15 protein-coding genes are annotated in these 17,952 nt (G+C 47.9%); 1 reads left to right on the top strand and 14 read right to left on the bottom strand.

From position 1 onward, the window contains the following. Positions 1-211: 211 nt before the first annotated feature. Positions 212-1,099, bottom strand: a complete 888-nt coding sequence (locus tag NYE26_RS01985) for an AraC family transcriptional regulator (RefSeq protein ID WP_036730866.1) — start codon at positions 1,097-1,099, stop codon at positions 212-214. A gap of 121 nt (positions 1,100-1,220) precedes the next feature. Here NYE26_RS01985 and NYE26_RS01980 point away from each other — a divergent pair, with 121 nt between their 5' ends. Continuing rightward, positions 1,221-1,976 carry an SDR family oxidoreductase gene (locus NYE26_RS01980; RefSeq protein WP_209875447.1) on the top strand — a complete coding sequence of 252 codons (756 nt, stop codon included), beginning with the start codon at positions 1,221-1,223 and terminating at the stop codon, positions 1,974-1,976. A gap of 96 nt (positions 1,977-2,072) precedes the next feature. Here NYE26_RS01980 and NYE26_RS01975 read toward each other — a convergent pair whose 3' ends face one another. The 13 genes from NYE26_RS01975 to NYE26_RS01915 all read right to left on the bottom strand — a co-directional run bounded on the left by NYE26_RS01975 (position 2,073) and on the right by NYE26_RS01915 (position 17,951). Continuing rightward, on the bottom strand, positions 2,073-6,110 hold the full coding sequence (locus NYE26_RS01975; protein ID WP_339253492.1) for an S-layer homology domain-containing protein: 4,038 nt from the start codon (positions 6,108-6,110) through the stop codon (positions 2,073-2,075). A gap of 369 nt (positions 6,111-6,479) precedes the next feature. Beyond that, positions 6,480-7,523 (bottom strand): hypothetical protein, encoded by a 1,044-nt coding sequence (locus tag NYE26_RS01970; protein WP_339253491.1) that lies wholly within the window; start codon positions 7,521-7,523, stop codon positions 6,480-6,482. A 44-nt stretch (positions 7,524-7,567) separates the two neighbouring features. Then, complete coding sequence (locus NYE26_RS01965) at positions 7,568-8,521, bottom strand: class I SAM-dependent methyltransferase (protein WP_339253490.1); 954 nt, start codon at positions 8,519-8,521, stop codon at positions 7,568-7,570. A 5-nt stretch (positions 8,522-8,526) separates the two neighbouring features. Beyond that, a complete protein-coding gene (locus NYE26_RS01960) occupies positions 8,527-9,375 on the bottom strand; it encodes an FkbM family methyltransferase (RefSeq protein WP_339253488.1) in 849 nt (282 codons plus the stop codon). Positions 9,376-9,413: 38 nt separating this feature from the next. Continuing rightward, the gene (locus tag NYE26_RS01955; RefSeq protein WP_339253487.1) at positions 9,414-10,226 is read right to left on the bottom strand and encodes an ABC-2 family transporter protein; all 813 of its coding nucleotides are present in this window, start codon (positions 10,224-10,226) and stop codon (positions 9,414-9,416) included. 4 nt (positions 10,227-10,230) lie between these two features. Beyond that, a complete protein-coding gene (locus NYE26_RS01950) occupies positions 10,231-11,031 on the bottom strand; it encodes an ABC-2 family transporter protein (protein ID WP_339253485.1) in 801 nt (266 codons plus the stop codon). Continuing rightward, on the bottom strand, positions 11,018-12,022 hold the full coding sequence (locus tag NYE26_RS01945; protein WP_339253484.1) for an ATP-binding cassette domain-containing protein: 1,005 nt from the start codon (positions 12,020-12,022) through the stop codon (positions 11,018-11,020). The genes NYE26_RS01950 and NYE26_RS01945 overlap by 14 nt, the downstream gene beginning before the upstream one ends. Before the next feature lie 31 nt (positions 12,023-12,053). Further along, positions 12,054-13,232, bottom strand: a complete 1,179-nt coding sequence (locus NYE26_RS01940; protein WP_339253482.1) for a radical SAM protein — start codon at positions 13,230-13,232, stop codon at positions 12,054-12,056. Positions 13,233-13,274: 42 nt separating this feature from the next. After that, positions 13,275-14,363, bottom strand: coding sequence for a radical SAM protein (locus NYE26_RS01935; RefSeq protein WP_339253481.1), 1,089 nt, complete (start codon positions 14,361-14,363; stop codon positions 13,275-13,277). Between the two features lie 27 nt (positions 14,364-14,390). Next, positions 14,391-15,539: a UDP-glucuronosyltransferase gene (locus NYE26_RS01930; protein WP_339253479.1), complete on the bottom strand. Its 1,149-nt coding sequence runs from the start codon at positions 15,537-15,539 to the stop codon at positions 14,391-14,393. Then, complete coding sequence (locus NYE26_RS01925; RefSeq protein ID WP_036730883.1) at positions 15,536-15,787, bottom strand: acyl carrier protein; 252 nt, start codon at positions 15,785-15,787, stop codon at positions 15,536-15,538. The genes NYE26_RS01930 and NYE26_RS01925 overlap by 4 nt, the downstream gene beginning before the upstream one ends. Before the next feature lie 13 nt (positions 15,788-15,800). Continuing rightward, positions 15,801-16,730, bottom strand: a complete 930-nt coding sequence (locus NYE26_RS01920; protein ID WP_339257288.1) for an NAD-dependent epimerase/dehydratase family protein — start codon at positions 16,728-16,730, stop codon at positions 15,801-15,803. Positions 16,731-16,892: 162 nt separating this feature from the next. Next, entirely contained in the window at positions 16,893-17,951 is a 1,059-nt protein-coding gene (locus NYE26_RS01915) for a hypothetical protein (RefSeq protein ID WP_339253478.1), read from the bottom strand. Between the last annotated feature and the right edge of the window lies 1 nt (position 17,952).

Below are 17,952 nucleotides of genomic sequence, written 5' to 3'. Positions count from 1 at the left end.
AGCGGCTATTGCTCTAGAGAGTCGTGTTAGCGCACGGCTCTCTTAGCATTGTACGCCCGTTCTGCTTATACTATACCACAGGTGTTAACGCATGTTAACAGTGGTTAACAGATTTGTGAGCACCAGTTCGAAGACGTAGTTGCGCTGGCGAAGTACTTCCAGCAGTTGGCTCACGCCACAGTGCATTTCCCGCGGCCCTTGGCATGACCTTCTAATCTCTCATGCTTTCAATTCGTCTTAGGCTCTCCGTGTCACGGGCTGGAGATGCACCGAAGAAGCGTGAATACTCCCGGTTGAACTGTGAGGGACTTTGATAGCCAACATGATATGCAGCACTTGCTACCGGATAGCCCTCGAAGGCAATGAGGTTTCTGGCCTCCAGGAGCCTTAATTGCTTTTGAAATTGAATAGGACTTAACCCCGTGGCCCTTTTAAACTGACGGTGAAAAGTATTTATAGCCATACCCGATTTCGATGCCAGCTCACCAATGTCTATGGGCCTCATAAAATTACTCCGAAACCATTTTACAATTTGGGATATCCGGGATAAATCACTTTCCCGCTGACCAAATTGCCTCAGATACCCTCCCTGTGGTCCCATCAGTACGCGATACAGGATTTCGCGCTCATAAGCTGGTGCAAGAGCCGGAATATCTCTTGGCGCTTTCGATAATCGCAATAAACGCAGCCAGGCCTCCATCAATTCAATATCCATGTCGCAAGCTGCGAATTGCCCGGAAGCAGCCGGTAATAGATTCTCCTGGAGATCTCTTAGCAGACTCTGAAGAATATTCTGATTCAACTTGAGACCAAGGGACATGTAAGGCTGGCCACAGCGGTCCGGATGTACAACCGCCGTTGCAGGAACATGCACTGGTAGTACGTAATAAGATGGTCCTGCCAGTTCCGTGCTGCGCCCCCCGATCGATAGAATCTTTCTTCCTTGAACCGTGAAACCAATCATCGGCTCGTAAAGCGCTGCAAGTTGATGATGAGGGATCGCTCCCTTAATCATACTTAGCCCCGGTACTCCGGTTTCAATCTGCCTGGTGCCCGCATCCTTCATCAGATCCATTATTTCTTCAAGGACATTTTTCATGCACATAGTTTATCACACGAATGGTGCTTTTAGGCAATCAATAGGCATTTTCAGGTCTATTTTGGTGACGCAGCTGCGGCTACAATTAGAACCAAGCCGAACACAAACCAAGGAGGATCTTATGACAATTGCGATAATAACGGGTGGAAGTAATGGCATTGGAAAAGCGGCAGCGCTGGAGCTTGGCAAGCGCGGAATTAGCGTCATTCTCACATACAATTCCTATAAGGACCGGGCAGAAGATGTCGTAAAGGAAATCGAGAAAAATGCAGGTGTCCGGGCAGTCGCATTAAAGCTGGATCTGACTCAGATATCAACCTTTGCGGGCTTTATTCAAGAAGTGAAACAGAGTCTCCAAGACATTTGGAACCGGACAACTTTTGATTACTTGGTGAATAATGGCGGCATCGGCGGACCCATGCTGTTCACTGAGATGAGTGAAGAATATTTCGACAAGATTCTGAATACGAACTTCAAAGGACCGGTTTTTCTAACACAACAGCTTGCCGGATTCATGGAGGACGCCGGAGCTATTGTCAATACCACGAGTTCATCCAAAAATCAATCCTTTCCGGGCTACTCCGTCTATGGCTCGTTAAAAGCAGCATTCTCAACCTGGACCCGCTACATTGCCAAAGAGCTTGCACCTCGCCAAATCCGGGTCAACGCCGTGTCGCCTGGTCCTACGCACAGCAATTTCGGCGATGGAGTATTTGATAAACATCCCGAATTCATTAAGCCGCTGGCTGAGCAATCTGTATTTGGCAGAATTGGCCACCCCGAAGATATTGCAAAGGTTATTGTGAGCTTGCTGTCGGATGAGTTCGGGTGGGTTACAGCCCAGGACATTGAAGTGTCTGGCGGACATTTGCTTTAATTAAGAAAAGCTTACTGTCCCCTAAACGCCAATAGACCGTCCTCCTGGCAAAAGGAGTGCGGTCTATTGGGCATATCCTGTTTTTATGCAAATCTCTTACTTATTATACAGTCTGTAAAGGAATACCGCAGCTTCAGCTTTGGTGGTGTTGCCAGCCGGATTGACCTTGTTGCCGCTGCCTTCGATGAGCCCTTCCTTCACCATGGCGGCTACGCTGTTCACCGCATAGGAGGCCACTTTGGACTTGTCGGAGAATCTCTCCAGATCCGCAGCCGTCCCCTGGCTATTCAGCTTCTTCTCGAGCTTCAGGGCTCTCTCGGTCAACACCATCATGTCTTGTCTGGTGATCTTAAGCGCGCTGCCGAAGCTGCCGTTGTCCAGGCCATTCGTAATCCCAAGCGCTTTGGCCATTCCAATCTCATTATAGTAGTAAGCATTCTCCTGTACATCGCTGAAGTTTCCATTTACCTTCGCAGTCAAGCCAAGTGCCCTGACGAGGGAGTACAGGAAATCTGCTCTGGTGATCTCGGTTGACGGATGGAATTCACCGCCCTCAGTCTTGAGAATATCCTTGGATGCAAGGACTTCGACCGCGTTCTTCGCCCATGCTGCCTTTCCGAGATCTGTGAATGTCTTGGATACATAAGCTACTGCGAAATCGCCGAGATGAGTAGTTGTAAAGGTTACCATACCGGTCTTGGAATCATAACGTCCGCTCGGTACGGTTAGAACATTTCCATTTCCGTCAATATACCGGATAACAATCCGTTCAGGATTCTTCAATTCATCCGCAGACGGCTGGTAAGGTACGGATACGGTAACAGGTGCACCAGGATTGCTCCAGGCCGTTTCTTTTCCGTCCGTCTTAAGGCTAAGCTGAATGATCGGTCTATCGCCTAGAGCCGCCTTTACTTCCGCCGGAAGCCCCGACTTGTCACCTTTTCCAATCTCCAGCGATACTTCCTTGCCGCTGCTTTCAGGTGTGCCTGTCAACATATTACCGGAAATTACGACCTGACCGAATTCGGTCGAAATGGTCAGTTTGTTATCCTTGGTTCCGCCGGTCAGTGCTGCAGCAGGCAAGCCTACCGAGTATGATTTCACTCCTTGCACGGCAGGGATGTCCAGCGTCACATTTTTCTCGATGAGTTCCTTTGCTTTTGCCAGATCTGCTACCTTAACCATTGCGGTTCCATTGTTCACTGTTGCCTGCATGGTTACTTTCTGTCCTTCTACAACAGGTGCTGCTGGTGCAGGTGTCGCAGATGCAACAGGTGCAGACGTTGAATAGGTTCCACCAGGTGCAGGCGTTGCTGGTGCTGGTGTTGCTGGTTCAGGTGTTGCAGATGGTGTTCCTGGTTCCGGAGTGGACGGAGTCTCCGTCTTGCTGTTGGTTACTTTCAGGGTATACGTCTTGACCCTGCCGTCTGCCCCTGTGACCTCAATCTTTATATCTGTTTGGGTGCCAGGTGTCAGCGCTATAGCTTCGGAAGCTGTACCGCTGGCAACCACCTTATCGTTCACTTTAAGGGTTGACCTGCTGTCTGCCGCTGCTGCTGTCACAGTAATGCTGCCGGCATCCTTCAGGGACACCTCGTATTCTGTGGTTGCTGCGTTGAATACAGGCTCGAGTGTTCCCGCACTTAGTGTCAGGCTGCTGAGGTCTGCATTCACACTATTAGGTGTATAGACTCCAAGGTCGCCAAGGTCGATTTTATTATTCTGAATAGTCTGATATTCGCCTGCAAAGTAATCATCCAGATACGAATGTCCCAGAATGAACCGGTCCGGCTTCATAGCACCATAGTAACCGGCATTTGCATTACTCTGACCGTCAAACAGGACATAGCTTCCCTGCCATCCGGAACCGGTTACGCCCCAGCTGATGATGTGATCGATATACGGGGCGAACTTGTTAAACATTTTGTACAGCAGCGCGTACTGATATCCAAGGGCGTCCGACTGTCTCACATTGAGCGCTGCTGGAGCAGTTGCGCCTCCTCCTGGAGCATCGGTCGGCACCTTAAGGTCAAGCTCAGAATAGGTAATACCCGACAGCAGCCCCCGGTCAACGAGAGAGGCATAAAGGGCCATCGCATATTGGTTGTCGCTGGCAAGGGTCTTACCCACCGCGTCATGTCCCTGGATTCCGATGTCTTCGATCAGGGGTCTTCCGTCATACAGCGGATCGGAGCGCCATGCGGTATTTAATTCAAGAACCATGTTATATACGGTTCTAGCTTTACTGCGGGTGGCAACCCCGTAATCGTTGTAGGTCAACTTCGGAGGATTGTCAACGATGTAACTGTCAATGCTGCCTTTAGTATCGTGTCCATCCAGCTTCATGTACTCTGGAAGGTTAGCGTAGTTGGCTTTGTAAGCTGCCGCCATCTTGGCGTTGGGAGCCGCGATGTGCGCATTCTTGAACAGCAGATAGATGTAATGGCTGGTGATATCGCCGCCAATCTCATCATCTGACATGGCAACAAGCCAGTTGGTATGCTTCAGGCTCGTTCTCCAGCTGTTCGGATCCTCAAGGATAAGCTCGCTGTGGCGGCTCTCGTGTACCTCTTCGTTAAGTACATCCCAGGAATTGAAGGGAATGATACCACGGGCTTCGCTGGAGCCGTACTTCGTATCTGTGGTCAGAAAATGCCGCATCACATACATCGTATGGTTGAACTGCACTCTTCTCGCCATCTCTTTGTCTACCTTAACCGTGGTTGTGACACCATTGCCAAGTCCGTAGAAATCGGCCCCCCCGGTATACCCGGAGGACAGGTTCGCAGGAATAATCTGTGTCATCCATCCCGGAGCCTGGTTGTACCATGCCAGAACATGGCCGTGAGACTTGTACTGCCCGGGAGTTCCAGAATCTCTGATCGCCTGATAAGAGTTGGTAGGGAAGCTATACTCCGCTAAGCCAGGGGCAGTGGTTGCGCCGTTCATGGCCTCGCCGTTCACATTCTTCAGCCATTCCGGACCACGGGGATGCGTGCCATCGGCCTTCAGATTGTTGCCGTCAACGAAGATCTCATAGTGATTGGCTCTCGTTCCGTTTACAGGTCCGGTGCCGATCGCGCCGACCATGAACAGGCCATTCTCCTTATTGTACAGACTCTTTAGAGGCGCTACGGCACTCTGGTGTTCCTTATTGACTACGCTCGGAAGCGCAACACCCTTCGGATCAGGTGCGGTAATCTCAATGTTAGAGACTAGCAGCATACCGGTTTCTTCAGGACGGGCATTCTCCCCATGAAGCTCAAGAATGAAGTTCGAGGAATTGCCCGTTGAGGCGGTAATACTGTGATGCGCCTTCAGCCAGGATTCGCCGTTGTAGCTGCCCACCCAGTCAGGATTCAAGTTGTTGTACTGGTATTCCCTGAGGTAGCTGTCGAGGTTATCGCTGGCATTTCTGACTCTCCATCTCATGAATTTGCCTTGCGCGCTCTTCGGATAGTAGACATCGAATTCAATCGTTGAACCCGCTGTGACATTGACGGCCGGGGACAACGGGGATTCCAGACTGATGCCGCCGAAGGTGCTTTTGCCGTTATGGGCGTAATTAATCTGGAGCACTTCCGCTTTCCCTTGGGCATCTGCAAAAGGATATGCGATCGTCTTGAATGTCCCGCCGGCAAAGTCGGCCGGGACACGGTTATCCAGCGGAGTTCTTGCCTTCCAGGCATTCGTAGGCGCGGTAACTTTTACAGGAACCTTACCCGGACCCGGATCAAGCCGGAAATAGGGATCGGAGCCGTCTGATTTGATATTTGCAGTGAAATTCATTATGGCTTCTTTCAGCGTTGCAATGGCTTCGTCGGCCGGCGTGTTCGCATTACGCGCAAGCTCAAGCGCATCATTAAGAGCTTGGAGTTCGTCTACATGCACCCAGGGCAAAGCCCGGTTCACATCAGAACCGTAGACGGAACCATAGACAGACTGGCTGACCTGGAGCGGGAACTCCGTATTTCCAGTTTTAAGAGCTTCGGCTTGCGCAATGAGGTCGCTCAGTTCAACGGACGGTTCCTCTCCAGCCGCAGCAGCCGGGACGGGAGTATACGTGAAGATGGAGAACAACATGATGATAACGAGAAGGCGGGAGATGCTGACTACATATTTTCTACTGTTCATCTAAGTTTGACTCCTTTTCTTATGGAGATTCTTACCCTTGGTTACGCCAAGTCTGGCTTGACAGTCAATCCTGCACCTCCCTCTGAACCTAATAGCAGACAATGTTTGTAAACGCATTCACGAAAGCGGATGATTAGGCTGTAACAGCTTTCATATTAGCAACTGGAAGGGAAAGTCTAAATACGGGAAATGCACGAATGATTTTAATATATTACGAAAATAGACACACTTCTCGGCTCAACCTTCCAGAAAAAAGGAGAATATGGGGTGGGAATGGAATATAGTGCAAAAACAAAAAGACCGCCCCCTCTCGCAAAGGTATGCGGTCTATCTGATACTCTACCCGGTTACCTGACTCACATTGTTGATTCAGCTTTTCAATCTTGCAGCCTCTAACATTAAATAAAATTGATGATGAAAATGCACTTCATTCGTATATATTTTTGTAAATAAACCCATGCACTTATCTATGGTTTCCCCAGTGAACGTTTGGGACATGATGGCTTTATTCGAATAGAACCTTACCGTCTTCCAGTCATTAATAATTTGGTCCAGTAACGGGTCAAGCGTATCCTTGGCATTGATATGATCAAGGTTATACTTATAGAGCGTATCTAACCTGTATTTCTCAGAACATTTTCTATAAATAGTACTGCTTAGTGTTTCTATAATCGTTTCATTGGTTAGAATGAGCTTGTAATTTTCTGCCAACAACAATATATTATTCAAACCTTCCGTGATTTCATTTTGATACCTGAACATATTTTCTACAAATGTATTGATGCTGGTGTGTGCTGACTTCTTATGGTTCAAGAGCTCATGATCACCGGGGGATACTAGTGCATATTCCCAAAAGTAATTTGGCATCTTAACGTGTTCCGATGTCAGGCATGATATTTTAAATTCTGAAAATGGCAGAGAATATTGTCTGTATTCTGTAATATCATCAACCGTATATATTTCCCCGTTCGTAAGATTGAAGCCATAGACAAAAACAGGGTGCAGTCCATGTTTTTTGTTATAGTAAAAGTCTCTCCCGCGTTGATAAAATAAATCAATAAAAATTGAAATGGGATAACCACGAGAAATAGAGTTGATGATCTCCTCTTGTAATGTATCTAGCGAAGGGGATATTTTGCGGATGGAGATTCCCATCTCCTCAAGAATCTGATCTCCCTCCTTAAGCTCCAACACCTCTAACTTGAAATATCCTCTTGTTTGTATTTTTTGTTCATTGAATCTGTAAATGCTAATCACATTATTCAGAATCGGCAGCTCATCTTTATCGAAATATCTGGCAAGCGTTAAAAACAAATTGTAGTCGCAGCTAAAATAAGGAAAATTATGATGAGGAAACATTTTGGTCATGCCGTCGAAGGGGTGAAAGGTGCCCACGGAAATGATTTCTTCCATACCATATTTCTCCTAACCTGAAATTATTGGATATTACGGCTATATTACCTCTTAACAAGGTTCATCATACGGTATTGCCGCGTTCCAGCCTTCATCTCTTCATATTTCTTCGAGCCGGGCAAGGCGATGAAATCATTAATATCTCCAATATTCGTACCCGCGCCTACGTTGCCTGCAATCCCTTGTGCACCAGTACGCTGCTTCGCATTCTCATCACACGATAAAAGAACATTCGCAGTCACATCCTGATTGCGGATTACAGACAGGCCTGCTTCCTCTAACAGCCTCACATTCTGCGCTACCTGATCTCCCGGCATCAGCTCCGTATACAGAAATACGCCGCCAGCTCTCATGATCCGGTACACCTCTTCATAGAAGCGTGACCGGTTCGGATAGGCATGCGCGGATTCTATATTTAATACCACATCGAAGCTCTCGTCTGCAAACGGTATATTCTCGGCATCGCCGACGAGATACAAAGCTCCACTCCCTCGGGATTTGGCATTGCAATAGGCAATATTCGCCGGGCAGATATCGAGACCGACAATAGACAGCGGCTTGAAATATTTAGACAGCGCTGCTATGTTTCCTCCCCTGCCGCATCCGATGTCGATCACCTCCCGCTCCCGGATCGCCGTCTTGCCCACCGTCTCAAGCAGCAGCTTGATTGAATTTCTGTTCCATGCATCGGCGGGCTCGATCACTGTATGTTGCTCACTCCCGTGCGGGACGTAACCATAATTTAAGAAGGTAGCGAATCGGCCTATTCCGGATAGCGTAAGGGAGTTCGAAATCTCGCTATAATCCCTGATTTCTGCCTCTTTACGATCCCAGTCGGAAGGGTGGCCAGCCTGCTCACGCCGGTCGAGCATCGATACATAACGATCATTGATCGTATATACCGCATCGCAGTTGCAGCATTGCAGTGACGCCTCCGACTGGACCAGCTCGCCCTTGCAGCTGGAGCATACCAACCTTGCATGCAGATGCTGTCGCATGACTGTCACCCGGCCGGTATATGCATTAGATTCAACGCGTACACATTATAGTAATTTGGGATATTCAAATCTTCGTAGTAATCAATCGAGACATTGAAGCCGTTGGTTCGGAAGATGTTCTCGAGCCTGCTGATCTGCTCTCCGTCCAGTCCGTGTACCTCCATTACAATTTGCCTGATTTTGCTCCAATCCTCCGGATGGATACCTTCCAGCACCTCGAACTCACTTTTTTCCACGTCGATTTTGAGCAGATCAATGGGGTTCAGATCGTAATAGCGGATCATTTCAGAGATCGTAGTTAGCTTGCATCGATAGATCTGTTCATTCAGAAGCCTCGGCGACATCAGCTGATCGACAAACCGGTTTAGCATGCGCGGGTCGGCGAAGTCATCCCGGTAATGGTTGATTAACCCGTACCGGAGATCCTGATCGTGGTTCTCCCGGTATTTGATCTGGACAGAATCCGTGGACATCGTAGGAAAATAGGCAAACTCCGCTTCCTTGATCTCATTGGAAAGCCCAACGTTAACCGTTGTTACGCGAGAGAGCGAGCTCGTATTCATCTTCAAAAGCTTAAACGTCGGAGGCAGTGGCTCAAAGGCATATACCCTGCAGTTACTCTTGCTGCTGACATATAGGGTGAACATGCCGATATTAGCCCCGACATCCATGACCGTGCCATGATCCGGGAGCGTAATCCCATGCTTGAAATACATCTCCTTCTGGAAAATCTCGTTGTAGAGGAACTCGGTTTCTCCTTCGTTGTTTTGATAGATTTCGATCCCGTTGTGCAGCCGCTTCTTGGCAGTGGCTTCTGTCTGCGGTGAAAAGCTCTTGTGCTCCATCCTGCTCATCCGATTCACCTTCTCAACAATTTTTTTGGGGCATATCTCTAACTGCTGGCGCTCTCATAGTGTTTGACGGCCAGCTTCCAGAACAGCCTGACCACTAGAAGCGATATCACAGGAGCTGCAAAAATCCATATCCCAAGGAACAAGTCCAACCGGTCGATCAAATAAACCGACGGCATGTTGGTGATAAACAAGATAGGCACGACATACAGTCCTATTCTCCGCAGCCATTTGGGGTATATGTACATCGGCATATTGTTCAAATCCCAGCATTTGTCCAGTATGTCGAAGATCGAACCGGACTTTACCGTCCAGAAGGCAAGAATCTGCGGAAGCAGAAGCACCGAGTAGGTCACGATCGTGCTGCTCAAGATCACGCCAATATATCCGGCCAAGTGGATAAAGCTTGGCTCGATGCCAAGACGCCGCCAGGCCAATACGATCATCGTGATCCCAGCGACCAGGTTCGGGATTGGAAACGCGAAGTTCACGTGCCGTAATGAAATCATGAACTGCAGCGATAGCGGCTTCGTCATATACAAGTCCAGCGTCCCGTTGCGGATATGGCCGGCGAATCTATAAAAGTTATCCATAAACAGTCCTGTATAGATTGCGATCATAATCGTATAAGTCCCGGTGAAGATCATCATCTGGTCAGGAGAAATTCCATTGATTTCGATTCCGAGCTGGTAAACGAAGACGATATAGATCAGCTTGGAAAACAGAAATACGGTCTCCATGATCAAACCGGAGTAGAAATTCGCTTTGTATTCCATGTAACCGACCAAGCTGTTCTTTGCGAAAATAAAATACATACGTACATGCTTCCGAATCTCAGACAAGCTGATACTCACAGATCTAACCTCCAACGGCTACATATTTCTTCATCCCGGAATCCCAAGACAACTTGGAAATGATCATAAGCACAATGACCCAAACCGCCTGTAAGAGGAGCCCGGGCACGATTTCATGAATCGTCAAGCTCCCATTGATGATCTTAACCGGGAAGTATACGACATATTGAAACGGTAAATAGCTGGAAATTCTAGCAAACGTATCTCCGAAAATATTAAGCGGAAAGATGGCGCCGCTGAGCAGATAGACGCCTTGGTTGAACGCGATATAAACACCCCAAACCTCAGTAATGATGAACGCGAGCGCACTAATCGAATAAAAAAGCAGGAAGTTGATGAGCAGCCCGAACAGAATGCTGACCAGGAACAAAACGATTTGCCCCACTCTAAGCTGAAACTCCCAAATCTGAGTGAACACGATCATCAGGATGACGAATAAGACAAGGACGACCGCGGTCTGAACCGTTTTCCCGCCGAAAAAATTGCATATCCGATAGCTGAAATAATGAATAGGCTGAGCGATAAATTTGCTCAGTCCACCCATCTTGATATCGTTCGCGACCTCCCCTTCGAAGCCGGCAGAAACCAGCTTGGAGACGACGCCGGACAACACGGAATAAATGATGATCTGCGAATACGAATAGCCGTTAATAATCTCCTGCGGCGAACTGCGAAACACGGCTGTCCAGAGGAAGCATTGGACGAGTATGATGAAGCCGCCGCTGATAATACTCATCAGGAAATCGGTCCGGTATTCCATCTCATTCTGAAGCGCAAGGATGTACGTCCTTTTATACTTTTGCAAGGCTTTCATGTCTGACCCCATCTTTCTGATATAGGCTTTCGATGCCTCGCTCGACAGGTATATCTTCAACTGTGAAATCAAGGATCGGGAACCGGTCCAGCATCATCTTGGAGAGTCGCTGAAGGTCATGCTTATCGATCTCCATAACGGCATTCAGGCCGTCATGTTGAGTAATAACGCCATAGTCGCTTAGCGCTTGTCTCGGTACTTCGTCCGTAAATTGCAGCTTGATAATCTTTTTGGCATGGAACAGCTCGTTCACCCGCCGGAGATCGCCGTCGTATACGATCTTCCCTTGATTGATGATGATCGTTCGTTTGCACAGATCCTCAATATCCGCCATATAGTGGCTTGTCAGAATGACCGTGGCCTTCGTCTGCTGGTTATAATACTTCAGGAACTCCCGAATGCGCTTCTGCGAAATCAGATCAAGTCCGATTGTAGGCTCATCCAGGAATATCACCTTGGGCCGGTGGATGAGCGACGCAATAAGCTCCATCTTCATCCGTTCCCCCAGCGAAAGCCTCCGCACCTGAATGTTGAGCAGGTCTTTAACGTCAAGCATCTCCGTAAGCTCATCCAGGACAAGGTTGTAGGGCTCATCCTCGACCTCATAGATGCATTTGTTCAGGTACAACGATTCATTCGCCGGTAAATCCCACCACAACTGCGATTTCTGCCCCATCACGATCGAGAACTGCATCTTGAATTCTTTTTTTCGCTCCCAAGGGACATAGCCTAATACCTTCGCCTGCCCGCTTGTCGGATACAAGATGCCGGACAGCATCTTAAGCGTCGTCGTTTTGCCGGAACCGTTCGGGCCTAAGAATCCGACCATCTCCCCTTGCTCGATTACAAGTGATATTTCGCTAACCGCTTCTTTGATCAATGATTTCCGTTTCACTAAATTTTTGAGCGATTTTTTGAGGCCCAATTCTTTTTCGTAATACTTGAAGCTTTTGGACAATCCTTCCATCTGGATAATGCTCACTCGCGCACCTCATTTATGTGATTTAGAAGAGTTATACACCGTGCAAATGCAAAACACTGCACTTGGAACATGCCGGTGTCAGTCGTTCGTCCATCATTTCCCTTATTCTTCTGTAGTTCATGCTATGCCATAATTCCTGTACAGACGCTTCATGTAATTTGCCGATCTCGAACTCCTTGAAGAATTTACACGCGATAATTGTTCCATCGGGCGTAATGTCCATCCGGTTCGAGAGCGCCAGGCACTTCTTGTTCATCGTGCCTTTGCCCTCCACCTCTTTGCCGAGCACGAAATCTTCGATTTGGTCATGATCCAGATTCGGCTGGTAGCGCAAACGCATTTTCCAGACCCGATTATTCACCCGGTCCAACTCGCTCATCAAAGCAGGGATACGCTCCGGATCGAGCTTGTAGTTAAAGGCGTGCCAGCTTCGTTCGCCCCTGTGCTCGCTCGCCGGAAGGAAGTCGAACTTCTCGTCAAAGTAATTGTCCATTCCCTGCGTGCATTCGTCCGAGATGTACCACGGGAAGCAGACCATGACCATATCTACACCGACGCCCTCCAGAAAGTCCAGTAGATCGTAAAGCTTGTCAGTCATACCATCGTTAACGACGGTATGGATCGTAATTTTGCCCTTGAACCGGTTTTCCTTGCGCAGCTCGACCAGCTTCCGGATCGCATCTATCGCCTTGCTGAATACCCCTTTGCCGCGAAGCGCATCATTCTCTTCTTCGAATCCATCAAGCGCAATGAGCAGCTCCAGGTTGTCGGAGATTCTCAGCAAGGCGTCCAGCTTTCGCTCGATCAGCACCGCGTTCGTACAGATCGTCGTCTCACGAGGATGGGCTTCAAGCAAATCGGCTAAACGGTCGAAATGGCTGTATACGAGCGGCTCGCCGCCCCAGATATAGAGTCTCGACTTGGCTGGTTCCGTCTCAAGGATTAGCTTCTCCAGCAGCCCGTAGTCGAGCTGTTCGCGCTGCTGCTCCGGTGTCATGAAGTGATGGTAGCCGGTGTCGTTCCATTGATAGCAATGCTTGCAGCGCAAGTTGCATTGGTTCGTCAGTTTAATCCCGACCGACTCTGGCAACGGTGTCGCGTAACCCGCTATTTTCTCCATGTTCCGCTTGGTTTCCACCGTATTCTTGATCGTACGTTTCAATATTTGCAGATCCTTAGCGGAATGCTTAATCTCAGATTTCGGATTCATATCAACACACCCTTCTTACACGTAATAGGTTATTCACATGAATCAGTAGATATAATACCTTGAACAAGCCGTACAAATCGGAAGCATATTTTTTTTCATATACGCGCGATACTCTTTGTAATTGTCACTGCGCCAGATATCCAGCAAGCTCTCTTCGTTCACGTTGCCGAAGGTCAAATCATAGAAGGCATGGCAGGGCGAAACGTCGCCCCTTGCCGTAATCTCCGCATACACCCATGGAAGGGAGCACTGATTTCGTTTATCCGCCATCTGATGGAATTGCCCCGAGAAATAGTTACGCAAATTCAGTTCATCTATCGTCTTCGGATAGGTGATCACATGGATGCGGTTTTTCAAGCAATACTCTTTAACCTTATTGAGCTGTCTCGTCAATTCCGGAATATCGATCTCGCTGAACGAACTGATGTCCCGCCACACCATCCCCTTGGCATAAGGAGCTTCATACACGCCGAATTCCCCACTAAGAACCTCCACATATTGGGCATACTGCTCTTCCGTGGCATAGAGCTGCACTTCCATGCTGATATGGTCCAACATCGACAAGTCGATATGCTTGAAGAAAAATTCCTCGACATACATATAGTTCAAGGGCGTAATGATAAAGGATACACCCATCTTCGGAAAATGCTTGCCTTTGCTTTGCCGGAGCTCATAGAGCTTCTCGATCCCCTTGATTACTTTCTTAAATACGCCTTTGCCCCTCTGCCTGTCGTTGATTGCCTCAGGGCCGTCGAGCGACACCCAGATCTTATTGGGCGCAGTCTCGACAAGCATCTCGGCATGCTGCTCGAGCAATGTGCCGTTCGTGGGGAAGTCCGCTACGCTTCCATAATGATTGATCATGGCGAGAATGTCGCTCAGCCAAGGGTACATCAGCGGCTCGCCGCCGAAGAAATCGTAATACGGCTTGCCGGGGCTGCACTGGGCGATGATCTTTTTGATCAGATCCGGGTCCAGCTGCGCTAATGTTTTTTTGCTTTTGTAGGGCCCTTCTAGTCCCCACTCATAGCACATCTTGCATCGCAAATTGCACTCCTCGAGCAGCTGCAAGACGATCCATCTCGGATAGCTTGTCGTATCTTGGGCGACACTCAATTTATTAACACTCATCGCATAACCCCTTCTGCCATTGAAATCTTACCTCTTCATTAACGCGACTCTCGAACAATAATGATCCACATAATCCATCCGTTCTCCGGGTCTGTTCTTGATCGCTTGATGCATCTCCTTAAGGACATCTACGGAAAAATCCATCTCCCGCCACTTCTCATAACGTATTCCGAACCCAAGCGACTCCCACAATTCCAGATTGCTAAGCTCATGACTGCCGAACGGCTCCAGCAGAATAAGAGGGGTTTCGGAGGCAAGCGAGTCGATCAATGTGCCCGCTCCCGGCTTAGCCACGATAGCCATCGCCTCCGAAGCGACGTCAAATAACCAATGATGATCAGCCTTAGCGGCGTATGAATTCGTATCTTCTCCCGCTATTTCAATGTATGGCGGAAACTCGTGCAGGCCGTTCGCACTCTTCACCCATGCACACCATTCCGGATCGTTCATCCAATACCGGTGATCGGGATCAGGCTTCGCTTCATTCCAATCATAAGCTACGATATCAAGCCCGTAGTTATGGCCGACAAGCTCTGGAACTTTACTCTGATAAGTGCCCATCCCCCAGCCGCCGCCATGAACAACAAGCCGCCGCTTCCTTGATTCGAAGGGTATTGGCGTACCAAGAGGAACCGGGATTTCGTATCGAATCGCCATCTTATCGGTGTCATAGAGACAAGCATTGTAATAATGCTCGTCATACCGGGGATGATACTTCTTCAGGCTCTTCCAAGACGGGGCCAGATCTGAATCGACGTAGAGCAGGTCTACATGAATTGGATTCGGCAGCATCTTCTCCCTGTACAAATCCAGAATATAGCCCCAGTGTCCGGATAGTGATATGAACTCGTACCGTTCTTCCGCTTTCCACGCCTCCAGCAATAGCTCTACCTGGGCATAATCAATGCTGCCCCGGATATCCATCGGCATTCGGGCCGAAAAATTGGCAAGCGCGAAATCATTGTGGTAAGCCTTCCTGCTGTCTGCAATATGATCCCTTTTGTCTTGCTCCAGATAGCTTTCGAACACGAGCACTTCCGTCGCGATATCCCTCTTTTTGAAACCGCTTGCAGCTAATAGGCCGGGAATATAGAACCCCAGACCGAAACCCGAGCATAGAATCGTTACTTTCCGCTTACCCATAAACTCCCAGACATCCTTACGTCTATCGTTCATACAGATGCCGTCTTCTGCAGCTCCGAGATATAATTGCAGAAGGTTGTAACCGACTCCAAAAAATCGAAGTCGAATTGTTCAAAATCGATTTCAATATCGAAACGCTCTTCCACCTTTAATAAGAAAGTAATTAGCTGTAACGAGTCGAGTCCCCCGTCTTCCATGATGCTGGAATGCTCGTTCAAGCGGTTTGCCAGCTGGGCGTCGTCCTTGATTTCGCTTATCATCGCTATGATCTGTTCTTGCATAGGTACCTCCTGTTTAATGGATATATTGACCTTGGTAATAATGGATCGTTCTAGCGAGTGCATCCTGCAAACCGATCGCCGGTTCCCAGTCCATAATCGTCCTTGATACGGTAATATCCGGCTTCCTTCTCCTGGGATCGTCTTCCGGCAGCGGGAGAAACTCGATCTGCGCGTTGGACTTCATGAGCTCCTTCAATACTTGGGCGACTTCAAGTATGGTGACTTCCTGCGGATTCCCCAAATTGACTGGCTGTTCATACGTGGTGCCCAGCAGTCTTATAATCCCTTCCAGCAAATCGTCGATATACTGAAAGCTTCTCGTCTGTCTGCCGTCGCCATAAATCGTAAGGTTGCGCTTGGACATGATTTGATTAATGAAATTGGTAATGACACGTCCGTCATATAAATCCATCTTCGGGCCGAATGTATTGAAGATTCGAATGACCCTTACCGGTATGCCGTATTTCCTGTTCATCCAGTAGGTGATCGCCTCTGCATACCGCTTCGCTTCGTTGTAGCAGCTTCTTGATCCAATCGAATTCACGTTGCCATAGTAGCTCTCCGGCTGAGGGTGAACGGTTGGGTTGCCGTAGATCTCGCTTGTTGAAGCCAAGAAGAAGGCAGCCTGCTTTTCTTTGGCCAGTTGCAGCAGATGCATCGTTCCTTCGCTGTTGACCCTCATCGTTTCGATCGGATAGGACAAATATTTGGGCGGGCTGGCAGGACTTGCGAAATGCATCACCCAATCGACCGGGCCTTCAACTGCGAGCGGATAAATGACGTCATGCTCGATAAACCTGAAATTTGGCGACCGCAAGAGATTGTCCATGTTGACAGGGGACCCGGTCAGAAAATTATCGACCCCGATAACGGTATGTCCTTCCCGCAGCAGCCTCTCGGCAAGGTTGGAACCGATGAAGCCTGCGACTCCTGTTAATACAATGAAAATAAAGATCCCCCCATTGCCTAAGGTTGGTGAACGGTGCTTGAGGTGAGTGGATACGTGGTGGTTGTGCTTATTCCATACGCTGTACCGAAACGATTATAATCCCGGCATCACTCCCTCCATAGATATACCTGGCTGACATCCACTGCGCCCTCGATGTTACTGAATGCCTACCTGATTCAGCCATCGTTCAAGGAATATGGATTCTTCATTTTCTATATTCGTAATCAGCGTTTGTAAGCTTTTGGACATCCTCGTGTCCCTTGTCAAATTATATTTCATTGCTACATTCACAAGGATCTTTGCCTTAAGCTCAATGGCTGTGAATTCATCTATATGCTCTTGATTTAATTGATTTAGATGCCGATGATCGTACAAATACTTGAATCTTAGCGTCATTATCTTCTTATGATCATAAAGTAAATGAAAGGGTCTTATATCAAGCATAGCCTTATGTTCCGCTGTCTCTCTCACATAATTAACTAGAGTGGTGTATATTTGCATGCCGAAGTCAAGATGATCCCTGTCGCCCTCATAGTTGAACATCTCCCAATACTCGGGCGTTTTCATAGTGAAATAATTTCTTATAGAATTTATTAGGGTATCTGCACTGAATTTATCCTGATGTTGGCCATTGAATGTATACAGATACACCATTTCTCTAAGATAATCATGATTGGTTGTCAGATGATTAGTGTTGAACGCAAGATTGAAATCGGCAAATGAGATCTCAGCCTGACTGTACACGCCGTTCTTAAAGAAATCGGAAACATACAATATCTCACGATCTAAATCATAGCCGTACACCAATATGTCATGATGCAATTGGAGTCTATGATATCGGTCGCTTAAGGGCACATAGAAATAATTGATCATGGTGTGGATATAGTTATTGGCATTAATATTTTCTATAATAAAATGAATAACAGAGTCCCATTTAGTCGTTACAGTATCTCTATGTATCTTCTGAGTCGAAATCCATTTGCAACCATCCGAAGGCCGCAGCTCATACGCCAGAGGGAAATAGAAATCTCCCCAATGATGTTTATAATCTTTGTTAATAAATAATTGAATATAATTGCTGAATATCCATGGGTGCGCGCACTCGTAGTGGGTAAGTATGGACAAGAGATGGGCATGCTGCGTATAGGTTGTAATCATCGGATAACTGACCGGCAATATTTCGCTGCGCAATGTTTGAGTTGTATTCTTCAACATT

Source organism: Paenibacillus sp. FSL P2-0136 (genome assembly GCF_037975325.1).
Taxonomy (GTDB): Bacteria; Bacillota; Bacilli; order Paenibacillales; family Paenibacillaceae; genus Paenibacillus_AQ; species Paenibacillus_AQ silagei.
This window is presented reverse-complemented; position numbering and strand designations above follow the sequence as displayed.